This window comes from Thalassococcus sp., from assembly GCF_982780845.1.
The window spans coordinates 29,537-49,592 of sequence record NZ_CEYADA010000006.1; the positions used below are offsets into that span (position 1 = coordinate 29,537).

Genomic DNA, 20,056 nt, shown 5'->3' on the forward strand with positions numbered 1-20,056 from the left:
TCTAAACCTGCCGGGGGCCTTTATCCAGACTCTTCCGGCATAATGCGAGCGCGGCAAATTAACTCTGATGACACCACAACAAGAAATCGAGAATTTGCTGTCTAAAATAGCGCTGGGCGACCGGAACGCGTTTTCTTTGCTCTATGACCGGACGTCCGCGAAACTATTTTCGGTGTGTCTACGTGTGTTAAAAGACCGGACCGAAGCGGAAGAAGCCCTTCAAGAGGCATTTCTTCGCATTTGGCACCGGGCCAACATGTACCGGACGAACGGATATTCACCAATGACGTGGCTGATCACCCTGACCAGAAATATCGCGATTGATCGCTATCGTAAGGCGGGGCCTAAGGCGTCTGAAAAGCTGGATCTGGCCGAGGTTGTTGCAGACGACCGGCCTGGCCCCGAAGCGCAGGTGGTTGCCTCTGGTGAACGCGCGCGGCTTGAAATGTGTTTGAAAGAACTTCCAGCGGATCGCGCGGTTCTGATCGAACGCGCGTATCTGGACGGCGACACCTATCAGCAATTGTCCGATGCCACAGGAGTTAAGCTGAATACAATCCGCACATGGTTGCGTCGAAGTCTTCAGCAACTGCGGGAGTGTCTGGTTCAATGACAGATACTGAAAACACATCCGGAGGCGCGCCACCCGATAGCGTTCTAGCTGCGGAATATGTGCTAGGGCTGCTTGACCCTGAAGAGCTGGAGGCGTTCGAGGCACGGCTAGACACCGAAGAAGACCTGGTGATCGAAGTGGCGCGTTGGGCGGACCATTTCGCCGTGATGGTAGATCGCCTGCCCGAGGCCACGCCGCCGGGCCGGGTAAAGCGCGCCATTGATACGCGGCTCTTTGGCGAAGACGAACGCAAATCGCTGTTCGGCTGGCTGTGGCCTTATGCGGTAGGGGGCATTGCGGCTGCGATGCTGGCCTTTGTCGCAATCGACACCGGACTGGTTGAGATGCCGGGGCAGGTGGCTGACGGGCCTGTTTATCGTGCCGATCTTGAACCCGCCGATCCGGTCGCTGCCAATGTCAGCCTAAGTGCTGTGTTTGATGCCGGACGCGGCGTTCTGGAAGTCGCGCAGGTGCAGGGGCTAGCTCCCGATGGGCGCGATCACGAACTATGGCTGATTGTCGGAGAAAATGCGCCAGTATCGTTGGGTGTCCTGCCAGACGACGGCGTTGCTGTGATTTCGTGGCCTGACGCCTTGCCGAGGGACGTCGATGGCGCGTTGTTTGCCGTGTCCGAAGAACCGGACGGCGGTTCGCAAACAGGCGCGCCGACAGGCCCGATCCGCGCTGTGGGTTCAATCACGCTCTCGTGAACGAAAATCTTAAAAAAACCTGAAACTCCTTTCTGTCTTCCTCGTGGCTAAGGGCATCACGGCGACAATCGCCGGATCGAATTCTAGGAGGAAGACCTATGTCTATGAAAATGCTGACAGCCACAATTATCGCAACAACCCTGTCCACAGCGGCCTTTGCAGAAAGCCACGCGCAAACAGGTAACCCGATGGTTGGCGGTGCTGCGATGTTCCCCGAAAAGAACATCGTTGAAAACGCCGTGAACTCGGCAGATCACGAAACGCTTGTTGCGGCTGTAAAACAGGCCGGTCTGGTCGACACGCTGATGAGCCCCGGACCGTTCACGGTTTTCGCCCCGACCGACGCTGCCTTTGATAAGATTTCCGACGAAAGCCTGTCGCAGCTGATGATGGATCAGAACAAGGCCCAGCTGACGCAAATCCTGACCTGCCACGTGGTTGCTGCCAACGCGATGTCTGATGCGATTGCGGGCATGATCGCAGATGACAACGGCATGCACGCGGTTCAAACCGTGGGTGGCTGTGTTCTGCAGGCGAAAATGGCCGGTGGAAAGATTACCCTGACCGATGAACAGGGTCGTGTCGCGAACGTGACGATTGCAGACGTGAAACAATCCAATGGTGTGATCCATGTGATTGATCGGGTTCTGCTTCCGGCTATGTAATTAACATAGCCTGAAGGCATGGCCCGCCCAGAGTCCCCCTATTTCAGGGGCGGGTCATGCCGCTTTTACCGGGAGAATACAGATGAACAGACGTCATTTCACTATCGCAGGTTTGGCTGCATTCGGCTTGGGCACATCACGTGCTTCTGCTGCAGAGGGAAGTTTTGAAATCACGCGAACAAAGGCTCAGTGGAAAGCGATGCTGTCGCCCTTGGAATACAAAGTCATGCGACAGGAGGGGACCGAACGCGCGTTTACGTCGCCACTTAACGATAACAAAGCGGCAGGCACCTACATCTGCCGCGGCTGCGACCTGCCGCTGTATTCATCCGAACATAAATTCGACAGTGGCACAGGGTGGCCGAGCTTTTACCAACCGGTACGCGGGGGCGCGATCGGAACCAAGGCGGACAGATCGCTGTTCATGACGCGAACTGAATGCCATTGCAGCCGCTGCGGGTCGCACTTGGGGCACATCTTTGATGACGGTCCCAAACCGACCGGCAAGCGACACTGCATCAACGGGGTATCGCTGAAATTTGTCGCAGCTTGACCCCTGAAAGGCGCGATACAGCGTTTGCCACAATAAAAGGCACGGTGGTCCCCACCGTGCTTTTTTGTGCGTGAAGTTTCCCAAACACTCCGCAAAACGCGATAACTGCGGCAAAATGATACCGTTTAAGCAATATTCCCACTTTTTGAATGCTTGCTGCATTCCCATCATTACCCTAGTACGAGCCCACAGAGACGGAGGCCGCCCTAGTGCTTGATATACCCCACGTTCGTTCTGTTTTGGCGGAACACTATGATCTGACACCTTCGCCCGAGTTGGCGGAAGAGATGAAAGATATCTACGACAAGATGGATCGCGTCGTATCGCCGGCTGACTGGGCGATTTACGCGCCATACGTCAAAGCCATCAACGAACTGAAGAAAAAGCGCAACGCGGTTATTCTGGGCCACAACTATATGACGCCCGAGATTTTCCACGCGGTGTCCGATTTCGTGGGCGACAGCCTGCAACTGGCAATGAAGGCTACCGAAGTCGATGCCGATGTGATCGTGCAGGCCGGTGTTCATTTCATGGCCGAGACATCCAAAATCCTCAGCCCTGAGAAAATCGTGCTGATGCCGGATATGGAAGCGGGCTGTTCGCTGGCCGAAAGCATCACTGCCGAGGGCGTTGAAGAGATGCGCGCCAAATACCCCGGTGCGCCGGTTGTGTCCTACGTGAACACCACCGCCGAGGTGAAAGCCGCGTCCGATATTTGCTGTACCTCTGCAAATGCGGTGCAAATCGTTGATGCGATGGACAGCGATACCGTCATCATGACGCCGGACCAGTTTCTGGCGCAGAACGTGGCGAACCAGTCCAAGAAAAAGGTCGTCTACTGGCCGGGGTCCTGCATCGTGCATGAACTCTATACAGCCGACGATCTGCGCGCCTACCGCGAGATGGATCCCGAAGTTAAGATCATCGCCCATCCGGAATGTACGCCTGACGTTGTGGCGGAATCCGATTTCACCGGTTCCACAAGCGGCATCATCAAGTGGGTGCATGACAACAAGCCCGCCAAGGCGATGCTGGTCACCGAATGTTCGATGGCATCGAACATCGCCGATGAGCTGCCCGAAGTGGAATTCGCCAAGCCGTGTAACATGTGTCCCTACATGAAAAAGATCACGCTTGAGAAAATCCTCTATGCGCTGCACACGATGGAAGGTCAGGTTGAGGTCGATCCGGAAGTGTCTGAAAAGGCGCGTCTTTCTGTCCAGCGTATGATTGATCTTTCGCGTAAACTGGGGCTGTAAGCCGGCTTATGAAAACTGTCACCACCGACCGTATCGTCATTGTTGGCGCGGGCCTTGGCGCGCTCTACGCCGCGCTGAAACTCGCGCCGCGGCCCGTCCTTATGATCTCGCCCGAGGTTTTGGGCGAAGGGGCCAGTTCGGCTTGGGCGCAGGGCGGTGTGGCGGCGGCGATGGATCAGGCGGACAGCCCTGAAAACCACGCCAATGACACGGTCAAGGCGGGCGCGGGCACGGTTGATCCCAAAATCGCTGATCTGGTGACACGCCACGCGCGGGACTTCATTCTTGATCTGACAGAGCTTGGTACGCCATTCGATCGCACAGATGACGGACAATACGTACTGTCGCTGGAAGCCGCGCACAGCTTTGCCCGCGTCGTTCGTGTCGAAGGCGATCAGGCCGGGGCCGAAATCATGGCCGCGCTGATCGAACAGGTGCGTCAATCGCCGACGATCCAAGTGCTGGAAGGCACGATGGCCGTGGGTCTGGATACCCAAGACGGCAAGGTGACGGGCATCGCCATTCAGGATGCTGCCGAGGGACGTTCTGCACCCGTTATGGTGCGCGGTGCGGCGTATCTGCTGGCCGGTGGTGGCTCTGGTGGGCTTTATGCCCTGACGACCAATCCTCCGCGCATTCGCGGTCAGGTGATCGGTATGGCGGCACGGGCAGGGGCCAAGATCGCGGATGCCGAGTTCGTGCAATTCCATCCGACCGCAATTGACGTGGGCGAAGACCCCGCGCCACTCGCGACCGAGGCATTGCGCGGCGAAGGGGCGATCCTGATCAACAAGGATGGCGAACGGTTTATGACCGCCGTCCATCCCAACGCCGAACTGGCCCCGCGCGACATCGTCGCCCGTGCGATCTTCGCTCAGACCCAAGCGGGCAACCGCCCGATGCTGGATACGCGCGAGGCGCTGGGCGCGAAGGTCAAGGAACTGTTCCTGACAGCCACGGACGCCTGCATGCGCAATGGCATTGATCCTGAGCTTCAGCCGATCCCCGTTGCCGCAGCCGCGCACTACCATATGGGCGGGATCGCTGTGGATGACCACGGTCGTGCGTCATTGGATGGTCTTTGGGTGTGCGGCGAGGCGGCCTCGACCGGTCTGCATGGCGCGAACCGTTTGGCGTCGAACGGCCTGCTGGAAGCACTTGTTTTCGCACGCATTTGCGCCGAAGGGATCGAGGCGCAGTTGCCTGCGATTTCTGACGCGGCCGAGGTTGAAATCGCCTTTGACGCCGGTGGCACGCCGCCTGATGCCGCAGGCGTTCGGGAATTGCGCCAGACGATGACCAACCTTGTTGGCGTGGTGCGCAATCGCGAAGGTCTGGAAAATGCCTTGCGCAAGATCGACGCTTTGGAAAAGGCCTATTGCGACAGCCCGTCGTTCCTGAACATGATGGCGACCGCCACCATGATCGCCGCCTGCGCGCTGATGCGTGAAGAAAGCCGTGGCGCACATTTCCGCTCGGACTTTCCCGAAGCAAATGGCGAAATCGGCGAACGTTCGTTGATCACTCTGGATCAGGCCATCGCCCTGCGCACCCGTATTACGGAGACACCGACATGAGCTACGCCAGCGTTCCCGATCTGGTTCTGGAAGCCACCGTTCGCAATGCCCTTCTGGAAGATCTGGGCACCTACGGCGACGTCACCACACGCGCGGTAATCCCCGATGGGACGACCTATCAGGCACGTCTGAACGCCCGCGAAGACGCAGTTGTGTCCGGCATGCAGGTGGCGGCCTTGGCCTTCCGTCTTGTGGACCCGGCACTTGAGATTGTGACGCATGTTGCCGATGGTCAGCCCTGCAAAAAGGGTGAAACGCTGATGTCGATCAACGGCTCGGCGGCGTCGATCCTGTCGGGCGAACGAGTTGCGTTGAACTTTGCCGGTCGTCTGACAGGCATCGCGACCAAGACGGCAGGGTTTGTCGCGGAAACCAAAGGTACCAAGGCGCGCGTGACCTGCACGCGTAAAACCACACCGGGCCTGCGGATTGTCGAGAAACTGGCTGTGCTGCACGGTGGTGGTTTTAACCACCGTTATTCCCTGTCCGACGCCATCCTGATCAAGGACAACCACATCGCTGCGGCGGGTGGGGTGCGTCAGGTGCTTGAGGCCAGCAAAGCCCATGCCAGCCACATGATGGCGGTCGAGATCGAAGTGGATCGTCTGGACCAGCTGCAAGAGGTTCTAGAGGTCGGCGGCGCGAGCGTTGTGCTGTTGGATAACATGGACAACGACACGCTGCGCAAAGCTGTCGAAATGGTCGACGGCCGGATCAAGACCGAAGCCAGCGGCAACGTCAAACTGGACCGGATCGCATCGATTTCGGCGACGGGTGTCGACTACATCTCATCTGGCGCGCTGACGCATTCCGCGCGGACGGTGGACTTGGGGCTGGATTTCTAAGCCAAGCCCACCAGTTTCCGAAAGCTGATCAATGCCTCACTGGCGCGTTGCGTGACTTGCTCTTGCGAAAGCGGGTGCAGGGCGCCGATGGCGCGTTTGATTTGCAGATCCCCCACCAGAAGCGTCACGAACAGGTCCGTTGGGTTCAGTCCTTCGGTGTCTTGAATCGAAAGCCTGCTGATCAAAGCGCGGATCAGAGGCACGATTTCATCGCGTCCGCCTGTGGAAATGGCAGCACCCAATTCGCCGCTCGGGTCAGCCGCGGCGGCGCGGTTCAGCGAAATCGCGCGGTCGTCCAGCAACATCGACAGCAGAAGCGGCGCGATTTGTTCAAGCGCTTCCATCGGGTCCTGATCATCCGACAAGGCCTGTTCCAGACGGTGGCGGATGCCCTGCGCGTTGTCACGCACCATCGCTTCAAACAATCCGCGCTTGTCTCCGTACCAACGATATAGCGTCTCGTTCGATGCCTTGGCGGCTTTTGCGATGCTCAGCATCGACGCGCCTGTATAGCCCTTTTCGGCCAGCAACGCGTAAGCAGCGGTTGTGATGGCTTCGTGTTTGTCCTGTTTTTTGTCGTCGCGCATGGGGCCTCTGAAAATGCTTGCGTTTATCCGTACACATAGTTACGGATATGGCAATCCGTAACTATGTGTACGGTTTTTTGAGAGAGGTATTATCATGTTGGAAAAGTCACTGTCCTTTTTGTCGCTGATGTTCTGCGGCGCATTGTTTGGGTTTTTCTATGCGTGGGTCTGTTCGACCATGTGGGGGCTGGATGCCACGGACCCTCGGGTCGCTATTCAGGCGATGCAGGCTATGAACGGATCCATCCGAAACGCGGTATTCGCGCCGGTCTTCTTTGGCACAGTGGTGGTTCTGGCGATTACAACAGCAGTTCAGTTCACCAAAGGGCAGCGGGTTGCCGCAGGCTGGTTTCTGGCGGCCACGATCACGACCTTGCTGTTCAATAACGTCATGACCTTCACAATGCTGGTCCCGATGAACGAAGCGCTGGGTTTGGTAGTCGTACCGGACAGCATTGATCAGGCTGAAGCGATCTGGAGCGCTTATTCGGACCCGTGGAAAGTTCGAAACTATATCCGAACCGCTGGCTGCGGTCTGGCGTTGGCGCTGACCGCCATTGGAGTTTTGTCAGGACGTCGGACGGCCTGAACATGAAAAGGGCCGCGATGGGAGCGGCCCTTTTTCTTTAAGGAGTGGCCTTAGGCAGGCGCGAACATGTCCTTGAACTGATCCCGCAGGATGTTCTTTTGGACCTTGCCCATGGTGTTGCGCGGCAGTTCGTCCATCAGGATCAGTTTGCGCGGATGCTTGAACCGTGCGAGCGATGTTTTGACCGCCTCCATCATCTGATCCAGATCGGGCGTGGCGCCGGCCTCGGGGATAATGACCCCTAGAACGGTTTCGCCGAAATCAGGGTGGGGCACGCCAATAACAGCGCTTTCCAGAACGCCCGGTTGGTCATCCAGCAGCAGTTCGATTTCCTTTGGGTAAATGTTGTAGCCGCCGGAGATGATCAGGTCTTTGTTGCGGCCGACGATGTGGACATAGCCGTCCTCATCCACCTTGCCCAAATCGCCAGTGATAAAGAACCCGTCATCACGTAGTTCGGCGGCGGTTTTCTCGGGCATCTGCCAGTAGCCTTTGAACACGTTCGGGCCGCGTACCTCGATCTGGCCGATCTCTCCATCAGGCAGGGTGGCGCCGTCATCGGGATTGGTGATTTTCAGCTCAACACCCGGTAGCGGGAAGCCCACAGTCCCCGCGCGGCGTTCGCCATCGTAGGGGTTCGAGGTGTTCATGTTGGTTTCGGTCATGCCGTAACGTTCAAGGATGCGATGACCGGTGCGCTGTTCAAACTGGATATGCGTTTCTGCCAGCAACGGGGCAGAGCCTGAAATGAACAGGCGCATATCTTTGGTCAGGTCTGCGTCAAAGCGATCGTCACTCAGCAGGCGGGTGTAGAAGGTGGGAACACCCATCATCGATGTCGCCTCGGGGAGGCGGGCGATCACCACATCCAAATCGAACTTGGGCAGGAAGATCATCGATCCGCCCGCCAGCAGCATGATGTTGGATGCAACGAACAGCCCGTGCGTGTGGAAGATCGGCAGGGCGTGCAGCAACACGTCTTGATCAGTGAAGCGCCAGTGATCGACCAGTGTTTCGGCATTGGACAGCAGGTTGTTCTGCGTCAGCATCGCGCCTTTGGACCGGCCAGTGGTGCCCGATGTATACAGGAAAGCCGCCAGATCATCGCCGTCGCGGTCAACGGTGGCAAAGCTGTCAGGCTGTGCGCCGGCCTTGTCCATCAAGCTGCCAGAGCCGTCGGCGTTCAGTGTTTCCACCTGTGCATTCAGCGCGGCGGCCATCGGCGTAACGGTGTCGGACTTGGCGGCATCACACACGACCAAGGACGCGCCGCTGTTTTCAATGAAATACTGAAGCTCGTCGGCGGTGTAGGCTGTGTTTAGCGGTAGAAAGATCAGACCCGCTTGTGCACAGGCTGCATAAAGCGCCAGTGCCTCGGGCGATTTTTCGATCTGGGCTGCGACGCGATCACCGGCCTTCACACCGGCGGCGGTAATCGCGTTCGCGATCTGCGCTGCGATTTTCAGAAACGCGTCGTGGGTCAGGGTGCCGCCATCCGGCAGGTGCAGGAAGGGTGTGGATTTGCCCGCATGGGCCCCGAACAAGCGATCGTAAAGGGGGTTTGCCATGACAGCGCCTTTCTAGTTCTGTTTGGTCGCGGCGGCCTTGGCCAGAGCATCAACCGCATCTGACGTGGCCACCTGTTGTCGTGTGACGAAAGCGTCGTGGTTTTCTTCGATCTTTTTCAGATCGTAAAGGTAATTCACCATCGCCCCACCAGACTGTTTGCGTCCTTTGGGGGAAATATCGGCATCTGCATGAACTGCGTGCAAAATCGCCCCGTTCCCAAGGTGGAAGCGCGCCACCGGATCATGGGGCAAACCGCCACGGGATTTAGCCTGTGTCAGATAGTGTGCTGCAAGGATTCGGGTGCCTTCGGGGTTTGATTGATCCCAGCTGATGTTTTCCTGCAAAATCCAGTCGGCCATTTTCGGGATGGGCGACAGGGTGACAAATGTTTTCAAACCACCAAGTTCGGCCGACAGATCAGCCGCCACTTGTTTGATCAGGAAATTGCCAAAGGAAATACCGGCCAGTCCGGCCTGACAGTTGGAAATCGAATAGAACACCGCCGTGTCCGCGTCATCGGCGGTCATCGGTGTGCGATCTTCGGACAAAAGCTTTTGCACCGAATTGGCGATGCCTTTGGTCAGGGCCACTTCGACAAAGATCAGCGGTTCTTGCGGCATGGAAGGGTGGAAGAAGGCAAAGCAGCGCCGGTCACTGGGTTGCAAGCGGCGGCGCAGGTCATCCCAGCTGTCGATGGCGTGAACCGCCTCATAGGCGATGATCTTTTCCAGAATATGCGCAGGGCTTTCCCAGTTGATGGGGCGCAGCACCAGAAAGCCACGGTTGAACCAACTGGCAAACAGGTGACGGAAATCCAGATCAAGCGCCTGCAGCTCGGGCGCTTTAGCCCCTAGGCGTAAGAGATCGGCCCGTATCCGCACCAGACGCTCTGTGGCGCCGGGCACGCTGTTCAACCGGCGGATCAGTTCCTGACGGCGTGGTTCGCAGGCCTCGGTATAAGCACGATAAGTCTCTTTCGAGGGGCTTTCCTCATATGCAGTAAGCGCTTCGCGTACCGTTGGAGGATCGATATCCATGCCCGTTGCGACTTGGCTGAAGAACGCCAGTTTGTCTGCGTCCGACATGACTTCGTACCGACTAAGGATATCCGAGGCCAATGCCAGCCCCGAGGGTTCGGACGAAGCCCCGACGAGGGCTTCGGCCAGTTCGTAGATCGGGCGGCCATCTTTACCCGATCCGGTCTGATTTTGGTGCCGCCGTTCAAAAACGGTCGACAGAAGATCAGCAAGCAGCGTCATATCGCGGTTCCCATGACAACGTTAGGCAGCCAAGTTGCCAGACCCGGGAACAGGCACAGCAGGATGATGGCAATCACCATGCAGGCCACAAAGGGAAGGGACCCAACCAGAATGGTCTTGAGCGAGATATCAGGTGCGATGCCGTTGATCACATACAGGTTCAGACCAACAGGCGGGGAAATCAGGCCGATTTCCATGTTGATCGTCAGAACAACCGCGAACCAGATCGGATCAAAGCCTGCCGTTGTGATGATCGGCAACAGGATCGGCGCTGCCATCAGGATGACCGCGACCGGCGGCAGGAAGAAGCCCGCAACCAACAGGAACAAGTTGATCGCGCCCATCAGGACCCAACGGTTCACATCCAGCGTGCCAATCCATTCCGCGATGCTTTGCGTGATGAACAGCGACGACAGCATGTAGGAAAACACACCGGCGGCGGCGATGATGAACAGGATCATCACGCTTTCCTTGGTGCTGTCGCGCAGGACGACCCACAGATCACGCGGGTTCCACAGTTTGTAGATGACCATCGCGATGACCAGACACATCAGTGCGCCAACCGCCGCGGTTTCGGACGGTGTCGCGACACCGCCATACATCGCATAGAGAACGCCGATGATGATCAGCAGGAACGGCAGAACGCGCGGCAGGATTTCGAACCTCTCGGCCCATGTGTAGCTACCCGATCCCAGCTGTGCCGCATTGCCAGACTTCCATGTGGAATACAGCGACCACGCCATGAACAGACCCACCAGCAACAGACCCGGGATGACGCCTGCCAGAAACAAACGACCGATCGAGGTTTCAGTGGCGATACCGTAGACGATCATCGTCACAGACGGCGGGATTAGAATGCCCAGCGTGCCGCCCGCAGCGATAGAGCCTGCGGCCACGCCATCGGGATACCCGCGCTTGCGCATTTCAGGGATGCCCATTTTGCCAATCGCGGCGCAGGTGGCGGGGGACGATCCCGACATCGCGGCAAACAGGGCGCAGGCGCCAAGGTTGGATACCACCAGACCACCGGGAACACGGGTCAGCCAACGCTCAAGGGCCTCGTACAGGTCTGCGCCCGCACGGGTCGAGGCGATAGACGCCCCCATGATGATGAACATCGGAATGGACAGTAGGGCGAAGTTATCAAGTTTGCCGAACAGGATTTCCGGCATCAGTTCCAGCGACCTCATTCCATCAAATACGATCAAGAAACCGGCGGAAACGATCAGCAAGCCAAGCGCAACAGACACGCCCGAGAAAAGAACACAGATAGTGACAAGCGCAACCAATGCGCCAAGGACGAGGGGATCCATCAGTCGGCCTCCAGGCCAAAGGGCTTATCCGCGCCGATCAGGACAGCGATCAGATCAGCGATCAGTTGTAGTAGGTAAAGGCCGAAACCGACGGGCAGGGCCAGATAGGGAATCCAAAGGCGTACACCCCAGACGGTGTCAGACCGCCAGCCGCGGTCCCATGCGAAATGCCAGTACTCAAATCCGTACCAAAGCATGATCGCAACGATCACGATCGACAGAATGGACGTGCACAAAAACATTCCAAAGCGTGCCTTGGGTGCAAGAGAGATAGGGATCAGGTCGACATTCACGTGGCCGCGTAGGCGCTGGACGTACGGAAGACCGATCAGGGTCGCCGCGATGACCAGATAGATGACGGCCTCGGTTTGCCACACGGTCGAGCCGTTCAAAACAAAGCGGATAAAGATCATCTGACAGGTGATGCCGACAGCCGCGACAATCATCGCAGCCGAGGTCCAGCCCGCCAAAGTAGACAGGGCAGCAACGGCCCTTAGAAATTTGTTGTCGCCAGTCTGTGCGACGCGCACAGGGGTGCTGTGGCCAGCCATAGTTGACGTCCTTGTGGTGTGTCTGTGTGGTGGGATTGTAGCATAAATTAGGGCGGCTGGTTCGCCGCCCTGACGGGGCGGTTACTCGACCGCCAATGCCATATCCAGCAGTGCCTGACCGTCCGGCACTTCTTCGACGAAGGCTTTGTAGGATGTTTCCTGCGCAAGGGCGCGCCATGCTTCAAAGTCTTCCGCGCTCATTTCCGCGATCTCGACGCCCGCGTCAGCAAAGACTTTGGCCGAAGCGGCGTCCTGCTTCTTCGCTTCTTCCAGATAGAAGGCTTCTGCTTTTGCTGCAGCGGCAAGAAGTGCTTCCTGCTGTGCGTCGGTCAGACCTTCGAACGTGGATTTGTTCATCAGCAACGGCTGATACATGAACCAAAGCGCAACGTCGCCTGCCGGTGTGTAGCAGCTGACCTGTTCGTAGATGCGGTAGGACACAAAGGACGAAGATGATGTGTTCGCAGCTGTCAGAACACCTGTCTGCATCGCGTTGTAGATCTCGGACGACGCCATAGATGCGATCGAGGCACCTGCGCCGGCCAGCATCTGTTCAAACGCCTTGCCTGCCGCACGTGTCTGTAGGCCAGCCACGTCTTCTGGCTTGGTGATGCACTTGTCTTTTCCGACAAAGCCACCGGCCAGATAGCCGTGGACCAGAACCATCACGTCGTCTTCTGCCATCTTGGCTTCAAGCGCTTCCATGAAGGGCGAGTTGCTCAGGCGTGCGGCATGATCGTGGTTCTTCACGAGTCCGGGCATCAGTGTCAGGTTGAACGCAGGCTGCTGACCACCAGCATAGCTGAGCGGCAGAACCGTCATGTCCAACTGGCCGCGGCTCAGCGGTTTGTACTGTTCGCGCGGTTTGAACAGAGACTTTGAGCCAAAGATCTTGATGTCGAGGTCAACGCCAGCGGCAGCCACCTCATCAGCTACGATCTGCGCCACCTGATGGCGGACGTCCTTGTTCGACCACTGGTGCGACAGGCGCAATTCAGTGGCCTGCGCCATTGTACCAAGCGCCAATAGGGCCGTTGCCGCGACAGCGGATTTCAAAATGGATTTCATGGTTTCTCCTCCCTTTGGTTGACCGGCAATGCCAGAACCTGCGCCACACTATGGAGCCTGTGTTTTCAGAGTCAAACATTTTGTATACAAGAATTGAATTCTTGAACTTTGAGAAAACTGCGTCTAATCCTTGATCATGGAAACACGTCGCGCAGATAGCATTGCCACACAGATCGAAGAGATGATCTTCGCAGGTGGTTATTCTGATGGAGACCGTCTGGATGAGGTCCGACTGGCAGAACAATTCGGCGTTTCCCGCACTCCGATCCGTGAAGCATTCCAGCGCCTGTCCCTAACCGGACTGGTCGAACTGATTCCCCGTCGCGGGACATTCGTGCGGCAACCCGGTCCGGTCGAACTTCTTGAAATGTTCGAGGTGATGGCCGAATTGGAAGCCGCCTGCGGTCGTTTCGCCGCGGTGCGCATTACAGATCAGGCTATTGAAAACCTGCGCGACGCCAATGCCAAATGCCAGATGGCCGTCGATGTAGGGGATGCTGATGGCTACTACAATGAAAACGAGCGGTTTCATCTGATCATCTACAAGCAGTCCGGCAATGCCTTTCTTGAACAAGAGGCGCAGCGTCTGCACAACCGTCTGAAACCATTCCGCCGCCAGCAGTTGCGGCTGCGCGGGCGCATGTCGCAATCCATGGCCGAGCATGAGGCAATCGTTTCGGCGCTGGTGAACGGCGACGCGGAAACAGCCGCGAACACCCTGCGTGGGCACGTCGCTGTTCAGGGTGAAAAATTCCAGAACTTGATGGCGGCACTTCGGAACGCCGCCGAATAAACAAACCTGATCCCCACTAGCTTCTGCCTGTTTGTGCTGTCGAGGATGGCACGAATTTTGCGTCGTGCATGGGATTTGTTGTGACCGCAGCCATTGGCATTCGGACACAGCAGTCTTGTCGATGACGTCGTGGAGCGGGTGATTGGTAGGATGCAGGGATGCCTGATGTAGCAAGCTGGGGATGGTACGTTACCACGCCCTGGCCGGGATACAGCATTTTCGACTACAATAACCTTGATGCAATTGGCAACGGATTGGTCATCGATACGTCGCAATATGTCGACGTCATTCTGCGGGACGCGAATGGCGACGGTATCATTTACGATGACGATTCCTTTGATGGATCGCGAACTGATTCCGGTGAGGCCATTATTGGCCCTACGATGACGCTGATCCCGGAAGAGGTCGCACTTTATACCAATTCCACGCTCACAATTTACGGGGTGACGTATACCGACATCTCGTTGCAAGTTACGCTGTTCGATGACGGTAGCTATTCGGTCCGTATCATGGATAGCGACATTCCCGCTGGCCACTATAGCGATGTCACATACCTTCAACTCGGAACGTGGGCCGGTGTCGAATATAGTGGCGTCGCGTTGTCTGCCGTGGATGACCCGTTTGTGTGTTTTGATGCCAGTACGCAGATACGAACACGACAAGGGGACATTCGGGTTGACCGACTGGTCAGTGGCGACGAGGTGATGACACTGGACCGCGGCTATCAAAAGCTTGTTTGGGTCGGCCATTCGCGACTGCCAGGCACGGATGCAAATGCGCCTGTGGTCTTTCATGATCCTGATACAGGCGATGAATACCTCTCAGTCTCGCAGCAACATCGCATGTTGGTTGCTGGTCCCAAGGTTCATGAATTGTGTGGCCAGCATCAGGCGCTGATCGCAGCCAAGCATCTGGTCAACAATGACACGATCAGGATTAAGCCACGATCCAGAGTTCACTTTGTTCATATCCTTTGCGAGGCTCATGAACTGGTGCTTGCGAATGGAGTATGGAGCGAAACGCTTTACCTTGGGCCACGTTCGCTTTCGGTCCTCAGCGACAGCGCCCGCAGCGATTTTTCACGAAAATGTCCCGAGATTTTCGCGGGAGCATTTGATGAAGCACAGCGGATCCCAACGGCGCGATCTTTTTTGACAGGAAGAAAGGCCAAAGAGGCCGGCGCGCGACAGGCATTTGAATTGATCCATGAAAGCCCGGGTAGAATTCTGCGGGGCGTCACATCGCACGGTCTGATCTTGCTTTAATCGGTCTCAGTGAACCTCACCTTGCCGATAAAGGGCAGGTTCCGGTTGCGCTGGGCAAAATCGATGCCATAGCCCACGACAAATTCATCGGGAATTTCAAAGCCGGTCCAATCCGCGCGCACATCAACCTCGCGCCGCGATGGTTTGTCCAGCAAAGCGATGGTCCGCAGTTTATGTGGCGTCCGGTTTTGCAGCATCTTGATCACGTGGCTCAGGGTAAAGCCCGTATCCACGATGTCCTCGACCACCAGAACATCACGCCCTTCGATCCCGCTGCGCAGGTCTTTCAGAACGCGCACCTCGCGGCTCGATTCCATGGCGTCGCCATAGGAGGAAACCTCAAGGAAATCGACTTCGACCGGTAGGGACAATTCACGGACCAGATCGGCGATGAACACAAAACTGCCGCGCAAAAGGCCGACAACGACAAGCTTGTCCGTGTCCGAATATTCAGTGGCGATTTCCTGCGCCAACGCCTCGATTCGGGCGGCGATGGCTTTGGCTGAGATCATTTCATCTATGACATATGGTTGCATGGTCACGTCTTGCCCTTGATTTTTCGCCCCGAGCATACGACATCCAGCACCACTGTCACGATGAAACGGGGCGTCATGCCGACCCACACTGAAACGAAAACGCTGCCTTACACTGCGCAGCAGATGTACGATCTTGTTGCCGAAGTCGCATCCTATCCGAAGTTTCTGCCCTGGTGCGCCGCCGCGCGCATCCGTTCTGAGGAACAGCAAGGTGAGCAGAGGGTGATGCTGGCCGATCTGGTGATCAGCTTTAAGGTATTTCGTGAACGCTTCGGGTCGAAGGTGACGCTGACGGACGGCGAAAAGCGCATTGATACAGAGTATCTGGATGGTCCCTTTCGTCACATGCACAGCCGGTGGCATTTCGAAGATGTCGAAGGCGGTGTGGACGTGCATTTCTTTGTGGACTTCGAATTCCGCAATCCGATCTTGCAAGGGGCGGCTGGCATGTTCTTTTACGAGGCGATGCAACGCATCGTGCGCGCGTTCGAACGCCGCGCTGCCGAACTCTACACCTGATCCAATTGTGCGGCTGCGCCGCTCAGGTTTATCTCGTCCTTAGGCCGTTGGCCTGCGTCCTCGGATCGGGCGTAGGCTTTTATGTATTTTCTTTCCATAAATACCTTGGGGGAATTGGCCGAAGGCCATGGGGGCAAAGCCCCAAAGAAAAACCGCCGCGACAGGCGCGACGGTTCATGTTTTTCATATCAAGCTCTGATCAGCTTGTGATGTCGTAGGCGCGTTCGCCATGGACAGAGATGTCCAGACCGTTGTGCTCTGTTTCATCATCAACGCGCAGCGGTGCGACCAGTTTGGTGATGTAGACCAGCGCTACTGTGACAACGATGGTGAAGACGCCGACAATGGCCAGCGATCCCAACTGGGCAGCCCAGCTGCCAGCACCGAAGGCTGCGATCATGATCGTGCCGAAGATGCCGCCGACGCCGTGGACTGCGAAGACGTCCAGCGTGTCGTCGATCTGCAGTTTGTTGCGGATCAGGTTCACGGCTTCCTGACACAGGATACCTGCGACTGCGCCGATGATCAGCGCCTCAACCGGGCCAACAAAGCCGGACGCCGGTGTGATCGAGGCGAGGCCAGCAATTGTACCGGTGACCATACCGATCAGGGATGCGCGGCCGAACTTGATCTTCTCCCACAGCGCCCATGTCAGCGAGGCGGTTGCTGCCGAAATGTGAGTGACTGTCAGCGCCATCGCCGCGCCACCGTCAGCAGCCAGTTGCGAACCGCCGTTAAAGCCGAACCAGCCGACCCACAGCATAGCAGCACCGATCATGGTGTAACCGGGGGCGTGCGGAGGTGTGGTTTTGTTTTTGCGCGGGCCAAGGAACATCGCGATGATCAGGGCCGCCAGACCGGCTGTTTCGTGAACGACGATACCGCCTGCAAAGTCACGTGCACCTGTTTCGCCAAAGATGCCGCCGTCGGCCAGCATGCCGCCGCCCCAGATCCAGTGAACGACCGGTGCGTAGCACAGCAGCATCCACAGGGACGAGAAGATCAGCACAAAGCCAAAGCCCACGCGTTCAACATATGCACCGACGATCAGGGCCGGTGTGATGATCGCAAATGTCATCTGGAAGGCAAAGAACAGGATTTCGGGCAGGGTGCCTGACAGGCTGTCTACAGTGACCCCGTCTAGGAACATTTTTCCGAGACCGCCCCAGTAGGCATTTCCGTCACCGAACGCGATGGAATACCCGAAAGCGAACCAAAGGACGCTCATTAAACAGGCAATTGCATAACAATGCATGAAAACTGACAGCACATTTCGTGCGCGCACCAAGCCGCCATAGAACAAGGCAAGGCCAGGTAGCGTCATAAACAGGACCAGCGCGGTTGCGACGATGATCCAGGCGGTATCCGCTCCGTTCATTTGATTTCCCTTCCAGCGTTTTTTGTTTGGGCGGGAGAAAGCGTATGTGAGGCGCGAAAAAAAGCAGCGATGGGTGAATCTGAGTGGCTAAAATGGGGGCGTTTTGAAAAAGATTAAAAAATGGGCGGTATTTTTGCGTTGTGCGTACTTATTGATCACAGCAGAGTCGCTCCGTTGAGCAGCTTTTGCAGAGCGTGTTCGGTTGAGGCCTGACGCACTTTGTCACGTCCGATCGCCCCGAATTCTATGGTTTCGCTGCTGGTACCTTTGCTGCTCGACCATCCGAAGCACACCCGACCTTCAGGTTTGAATTCCGATCCGCCCGGGCCAGCGATGCCGCTGATTGCGACGGCGATGTCGGCGTGCGCGGCTGACCGTGCGCCTTCGGCCATTTCGCGTGCGACCTCTTCGGACACCGCGCCAAAGGCATCAAGCGTTTCGGTTCTGACGCCAAGCATGTCGTGCTTGGCTTGGTTTGAATAGGTGACAAAGCCCCGTTCGAAGATGGCCGAACTGCCCGCAATGTCGGTGATGGCCGCCGCGACCATCCCGCCCGTACAGCTTTCCGCCGTTGTGACGGTCAGTCGCTTTTCCGTAGCAAGCGCCAAAAGCTGTTCGGACAGGGCTTGGGTCATTGTGCGGCCATGATCAGAGGAATGTGGTAGAGGGCTGCGGCGATAAACACCACGATGGCCGCGAAAACACCGGCAAATGCGTCGTCCAGCATTACGCCAACAGAATCATTGCGGCGGTCTGCACGCCCGACAAGCCAGGGCTTCCAGATGTCGAAAAGACGGAACGCGGCAAAACCGACGACCCAACCGGGCCAGAGGGCCAGAATGTCTGCGCCTGCGAAAACCGCGCCGTAGGATACGGGCAGCAGGGCAATCCACTGGCCCAGCACCTCGTCAATCACGATTTCGCTGGGGTCGTGATTGTCGCTTCCTTGGGTCATCTGCTTGGTAGCCCAGTAACCGACGACACCCACAGCGATCACGCCGATCAAGGTCGCGACAATGCCACCAAGAAGGTGCAACCCGTAAAACAGGGGCAGGGCTGCCAATGAGCCCCATGTCCCGGGGGCGGGGCGCAGATAGCCTACGCCAAAGACGGTGGCGATCAGGCGGCTCATGTGCGCACCAAAGCGGCTGTGGCGATGGCGGCGATGCCTTCTTCGCGGCCCGTAAAGCCCAATTGTTCAGAGGTCGTTGCTTTGACCGACACCTGGTCGGGGTTCAAACCGGTGATTTGCGCCATGACCTTCCGCATGCGCGCCGCGTGTGGCCCGATCTTGGGCTTTTCGCAGATCAGCGTCACGTCGATGTTGCAGATGGAATAGCCCTTCTGGCTGGCCAGATCGACGGCATGGCGCAAGAAGATGTGGCTTTCGGCGCCTTTCCACTGGGGATCGGATGGCGGGAAATGCTGACCGATGTCTCCCTCTGCCAAAGCGCCATAGATCGCGTCGGTGGCCGCGTGCATTCCGACATCGGCATCCGAGTGGCCTTTTAGCCCTTTTTCATGCGGGACGTTGACGCCACACAGAACGACGTGGTCGCCCTCGCAAAAGCGGTGCACGTCAAAGCCGTTACCCAGTCGCAGATCCATAAAGTTCCTCCAGAATGCGGGCCGCGCGGTCGAAATCTTCGGGCGCGGTGATTTTTAGGTTTAGGTCCGACCCTTGGGTGATCGCAACCTCGATCCCTGCGGCACGGGCGACTTCTACATCGTCGGCGGCGGTGCCCGGGTGGTTTTGATGGGCCGAAAGGATTGTGTGGTAGTCAAAGCCTTGCGGTGTTTGTGCGCGAAACAGGCCTGTGCGATCGCGGGTGCCTGTGACAAATCCGTTTTCCCCCATCCACAGCGCATCTGTCACGGGCAGGGCGGGGGCAGCAGCTTTACCAGTTTTCAGCGCGGCAAGAACGCCGTCGATTACAGCCTTTGGTGTACAGGGGCGGGCGACATCGTGGATCAACACTTTGTCTGGTTGGGCGCTGGTCAATTGCTCAAGCCCGGCACGCACCGATCCTGCGCGCTCGGATGCGCCGGTGGCCAGCATGATCTGGTCCCGTGCCTTCAGCGTGTCGGCAGTATCTGTGTCATCCGGATTTATGACCAGAACCACAGGGCCATAGGGTAGGAACAGATCAATCGTCCAGTCGGCAACCATACGCCCGTTGATCTTCTGCCACTGCTTGGGTTTGGGGCCGCCAGCACGCGTCCCGCGACCTGCCGCGACGATGATGGTTGCTGTGATCATAAAGGGTTCCTCAGGATTTAGCACTTCCTAGGCTTTGACAGGGTGGCGCGCAATCGTCCGAAGGTATTTGCCTAATTTTTAGGCATGTGCCTTTTTGCTGGCCGGAAAACGTTCTATTGCCGTTGATCAAGGCAATGCTGCGGGTTA

21 protein-coding genes and 1 pseudogene are annotated in these 20,056 nt (G+C 57.3%); 11 read left to right on the plus strand and 11 right to left on the minus strand.

Annotation, left to right across the window (positions count from 1 at the left end):
- The first annotated feature begins 67 nt into the window (after positions 1-67).
- From AC4FIA_RS08270 to nadC, 7 genes are all read left to right on the plus strand, one after another.
- Positions 68-613 carry a sigma-70 family RNA polymerase sigma factor gene (locus tag AC4FIA_RS08270; protein WP_200813196.1) on the plus strand — a complete coding sequence of 182 codons (546 nt, stop codon included), beginning with the start codon at positions 68-70 and terminating at the stop codon, positions 611-613.
- The gene (locus tag AC4FIA_RS08275; RefSeq protein ID WP_490365446.1) at positions 610-1,323 is read left to right on the plus strand and encodes an anti-sigma factor; all 714 of its coding nucleotides are present in this window, start codon (positions 610-612) and stop codon (positions 1,321-1,323) included. The genes AC4FIA_RS08270 and AC4FIA_RS08275 overlap by 4 nt, the downstream gene beginning before the upstream one ends.
- A gap of 104 nt (positions 1,324-1,427) precedes the next feature.
- Positions 1,428-1,988: a fasciclin domain-containing protein gene (locus AC4FIA_RS08280; protein WP_490365612.1), complete on the plus strand. Its 561-nt coding sequence runs from the start codon at positions 1,428-1,430 to the stop codon at positions 1,986-1,988.
- Between the two features lie 82 nt (positions 1,989-2,070).
- Positions 2,071-2,541, plus strand: coding sequence for a peptide-methionine (R)-S-oxide reductase MsrB (gene msrB / locus AC4FIA_RS08285; RefSeq protein WP_490365447.1), 471 nt, complete (start codon positions 2,071-2,073; stop codon positions 2,539-2,541).
- A gap of 209 nt (positions 2,542-2,750) precedes the next feature.
- Entirely contained in the window at positions 2,751-3,800 is a 1,050-nt protein-coding gene (nadA, locus tag AC4FIA_RS08290) for a quinolinate synthase NadA (RefSeq protein WP_490365448.1), read from the plus strand.
- 8 nt (positions 3,801-3,808) lie between these two features.
- A complete protein-coding gene (locus AC4FIA_RS08295) occupies positions 3,809-5,377 on the plus strand; it encodes an L-aspartate oxidase (protein ID WP_490365449.1) in 1,569 nt (522 codons plus the stop codon).
- Positions 5,374-6,222 carry a carboxylating nicotinate-nucleotide diphosphorylase gene (gene nadC / locus AC4FIA_RS08300; protein ID WP_490365450.1) on the plus strand — a complete coding sequence of 283 codons (849 nt, stop codon included), beginning with the start codon at positions 5,374-5,376 and terminating at the stop codon, positions 6,220-6,222. Before AC4FIA_RS08295 ends, nadC begins: the two co-directional genes overlap by 4 nt.
- Here nadC and AC4FIA_RS08305 read toward each other — a convergent pair.
- Positions 6,219-6,809 (minus strand): TetR/AcrR family transcriptional regulator, encoded by a 591-nt coding sequence (locus AC4FIA_RS08305; protein ID WP_490365451.1) that lies wholly within the window; start codon positions 6,807-6,809, stop codon positions 6,219-6,221. The genes nadC and AC4FIA_RS08305 overlap by 4 nt on opposite strands.
- Positions 6,810-6,903: 94 nt before the next feature.
- On the opposite strand from AC4FIA_RS08305, the gene AC4FIA_RS08310 reads away from it, so the two are divergent.
- A complete protein-coding gene (locus AC4FIA_RS08310) occupies positions 6,904-7,398 on the plus strand; it encodes an anthrone oxygenase family protein (RefSeq protein WP_490365452.1) in 495 nt (164 codons plus the stop codon).
- A 50-nt stretch (positions 7,399-7,448) separates the two neighbouring features.
- Here the strand turns inward: AC4FIA_RS08310 and AC4FIA_RS08315 are convergent, their stop codons facing one another.
- From AC4FIA_RS08315 to dctP, 5 genes are all read right to left on the minus strand, one after another.
- Complete coding sequence (locus AC4FIA_RS08315; RefSeq protein WP_490365453.1) at positions 7,449-8,966, minus strand: malonate--CoA ligase; 1,518 nt, start codon at positions 8,964-8,966, stop codon at positions 7,449-7,451.
- Between the two features lie 12 nt (positions 8,967-8,978).
- A complete protein-coding gene (locus tag AC4FIA_RS08320; RefSeq protein WP_490365454.1) occupies positions 8,979-10,226 on the minus strand; it encodes a malonyl-CoA decarboxylase in 1,248 nt (415 codons plus the stop codon).
- Positions 10,223-11,539, minus strand: a complete 1,317-nt coding sequence (locus AC4FIA_RS08325; RefSeq protein ID WP_103910226.1) for a TRAP transporter large permease — start codon at positions 11,537-11,539, stop codon at positions 10,223-10,225. The genes AC4FIA_RS08320 and AC4FIA_RS08325 overlap by 4 nt, the downstream gene beginning before the upstream one ends.
- Positions 11,539-12,090 carry a TRAP transporter small permease gene (locus tag AC4FIA_RS08330; protein WP_103910225.1) on the minus strand — a complete coding sequence of 184 codons (552 nt, stop codon included), beginning with the start codon at positions 12,088-12,090 and terminating at the stop codon, positions 11,539-11,541. Before AC4FIA_RS08330 ends, AC4FIA_RS08325 begins: the two co-directional genes overlap by 1 nt.
- Positions 12,091-12,171: 81 nt before the next feature.
- Positions 12,172-13,158 carry a TRAP transporter substrate-binding protein DctP gene (gene dctP / locus AC4FIA_RS08335; protein ID WP_490365455.1) on the minus strand — a complete coding sequence of 329 codons (987 nt, stop codon included), beginning with the start codon at positions 13,156-13,158 and terminating at the stop codon, positions 12,172-12,174.
- 136 nt (positions 13,159-13,294) lie between these two features.
- On the opposite strand from dctP, the gene AC4FIA_RS08340 reads away from it, so the two are divergent.
- Positions 13,295-13,951 (plus strand): GntR family transcriptional regulator, encoded by a 657-nt coding sequence (locus tag AC4FIA_RS08340; RefSeq protein ID WP_490365456.1) that lies wholly within the window; start codon positions 13,295-13,297, stop codon positions 13,949-13,951.
- A gap of 158 nt (positions 13,952-14,109) precedes the next feature.
- A complete protein-coding gene (locus tag AC4FIA_RS08345) occupies positions 14,110-15,216 on the plus strand; it encodes a Hint domain-containing protein (protein WP_490365457.1) in 1,107 nt (368 codons plus the stop codon).
- Here the strand turns inward: AC4FIA_RS08345 and hpt are convergent.
- Positions 15,213-15,758, minus strand: a complete 546-nt coding sequence (gene hpt, locus AC4FIA_RS08350) for a hypoxanthine phosphoribosyltransferase (protein WP_490365458.1) — start codon at positions 15,756-15,758, stop codon at positions 15,213-15,215. The two genes, AC4FIA_RS08345 and hpt, sit on opposite strands and share 4 nt — an antisense overlap.
- 69 nt (positions 15,759-15,827) lie before the next feature.
- Between hpt and AC4FIA_RS08355 the strand changes: the two genes are divergently transcribed.
- On the plus strand, positions 15,828-16,271 hold the full coding sequence (locus AC4FIA_RS08355) for a type II toxin-antitoxin system RatA family toxin (protein WP_490365613.1): 444 nt from the start codon (positions 15,828-15,830) through the stop codon (positions 16,269-16,271).
- Positions 16,272-16,470: 199 nt separating this feature from the next.
- Here the strand turns inward: AC4FIA_RS08355 and AC4FIA_RS08360 are convergent, their stop codons facing one another.
- The 4 genes and pseudogenes from AC4FIA_RS08360 to AC4FIA_RS08375 form a co-directional block, all read right to left on the minus strand.
- The gene (locus tag AC4FIA_RS08360; RefSeq protein WP_490365459.1) at positions 16,471-17,649 is read right to left on the minus strand and encodes an ammonium transporter; all 1,179 of its coding nucleotides are present in this window, start codon (positions 17,647-17,649) and stop codon (positions 16,471-16,473) included.
- 155 nt (positions 17,650-17,804) lie between these two features.
- Entirely contained in the window at positions 17,805-18,284 is a 480-nt protein-coding gene (locus tag AC4FIA_RS08365) for a CinA family protein (RefSeq protein ID WP_490365460.1), read from the minus strand.
- Positions 18,281-18,781: a phosphatidylglycerophosphatase A family protein gene (locus tag AC4FIA_RS08370; protein ID WP_490365461.1), complete on the minus strand. Its 501-nt coding sequence runs from the start codon at positions 18,779-18,781 to the stop codon at positions 18,281-18,283. The genes AC4FIA_RS08365 and AC4FIA_RS08370 overlap by 4 nt, the downstream gene beginning before the upstream one ends.
- Positions 18,778-19,909: pseudogene (locus AC4FIA_RS08375) on the minus strand (bifunctional 2-C-methyl-D-erythritol 4-phosphate cytidylyltransferase/2-C-methyl-D-erythritol 2,4-cyclodiphosphate synthase). The gene AC4FIA_RS08370 and the pseudogene AC4FIA_RS08375 overlap by 4 nt, the downstream one beginning before the upstream one ends.
- Between the last annotated feature and the right edge of the window lie 147 nt (positions 19,910-20,056).

Bases quoted from the DNA above. Each gene is read 5' to 3' on its own strand.
- nadC (WP_490365450.1), top strand. From the start codon at position 5,374: ATGAGCTACGCCAGCGTTCCCGATCTGGTTCTGGAAGCCACCGTTCGC.
- AC4FIA_RS08320 (WP_490365454.1), bottom strand. From the start codon at position 10,226: ATGACGCTGCTTGCTGATCTTCTGTCGACCGTTTTTGAACGGCGGCAC.
- AC4FIA_RS08355 (WP_490365613.1), top strand. From the start codon at position 15,828: ATGCCGACCCACACTGAAACGAAAACGCTGCCTTACACTGCGCAGCAG.
- dctP (WP_490365455.1), bottom strand. From the start codon at position 13,158: ATGAAATCCATTTTGAAATCCGCTGTCGCGGCAACGGCCCTATTGGCG.
- msrB (WP_490365447.1), top strand. From the start codon at position 2,071: ATGAACAGACGTCATTTCACTATCGCAGGTTTGGCTGCATTCGGCTTG.
- AC4FIA_RS08345 (WP_490365457.1), top strand. From the start codon at position 14,110: ATGCCTGATGTAGCAAGCTGGGGATGGTACGTTACCACGCCCTGGCCG.
- AC4FIA_RS08370 (WP_490365461.1), bottom strand. From the start codon at position 18,781: ATGAGCCGCCTGATCGCCACCGTCTTTGGCGTAGGCTATCTGCGCCCC.
- AC4FIA_RS08325 (WP_103910226.1), bottom strand. From the start codon at position 11,539: ATGGATCCCCTCGTCCTTGGCGCATTGGTTGCGCTTGTCACTATCTGT.
- AC4FIA_RS08305 (WP_490365451.1), bottom strand. From the start codon at position 6,809: ATGCGCGACGACAAAAAACAGGACAAACACGAAGCCATCACAACCGCT.
- AC4FIA_RS08315 (WP_490365453.1), bottom strand. From the start codon at position 8,966: ATGGCAAACCCCCTTTACGATCGCTTGTTCGGGGCCCATGCGGGCAAA.
- AC4FIA_RS08270 (WP_200813196.1), top strand. From the start codon at position 68: ATGACACCACAACAAGAAATCGAGAATTTGCTGTCTAAAATAGCGCTG.
- AC4FIA_RS08360 (WP_490365459.1), bottom strand. From the start codon at position 17,649: ATGAACGGAGCGGATACCGCCTGGATCATCGTCGCAACCGCGCTGGTC.
- AC4FIA_RS08310 (WP_490365452.1), top strand. From the start codon at position 6,904: ATGTTGGAAAAGTCACTGTCCTTTTTGTCGCTGATGTTCTGCGGCGCA.
- AC4FIA_RS08280 (WP_490365612.1), top strand. From the start codon at position 1,428: ATGAAAATGCTGACAGCCACAATTATCGCAACAACCCTGTCCACAGCG.
- AC4FIA_RS08275 (WP_490365446.1), top strand. From the start codon at position 610: ATGACAGATACTGAAAACACATCCGGAGGCGCGCCACCCGATAGCGTT.
- AC4FIA_RS08365 (WP_490365460.1), bottom strand. From the start codon at position 18,284: ATGACCCAAGCCCTGTCCGAACAGCTTTTGGCGCTTGCTACGGAAAAG.
- AC4FIA_RS08330 (WP_103910225.1), bottom strand. From the start codon at position 12,090: ATGGCTGGCCACAGCACCCCTGTGCGCGTCGCACAGACTGGCGACAAC.
- AC4FIA_RS08340 (WP_490365456.1), top strand. From the start codon at position 13,295: ATGGAAACACGTCGCGCAGATAGCATTGCCACACAGATCGAAGAGATG.
- AC4FIA_RS08295 (WP_490365449.1), top strand. From the start codon at position 3,809: ATGAAAACTGTCACCACCGACCGTATCGTCATTGTTGGCGCGGGCCTT.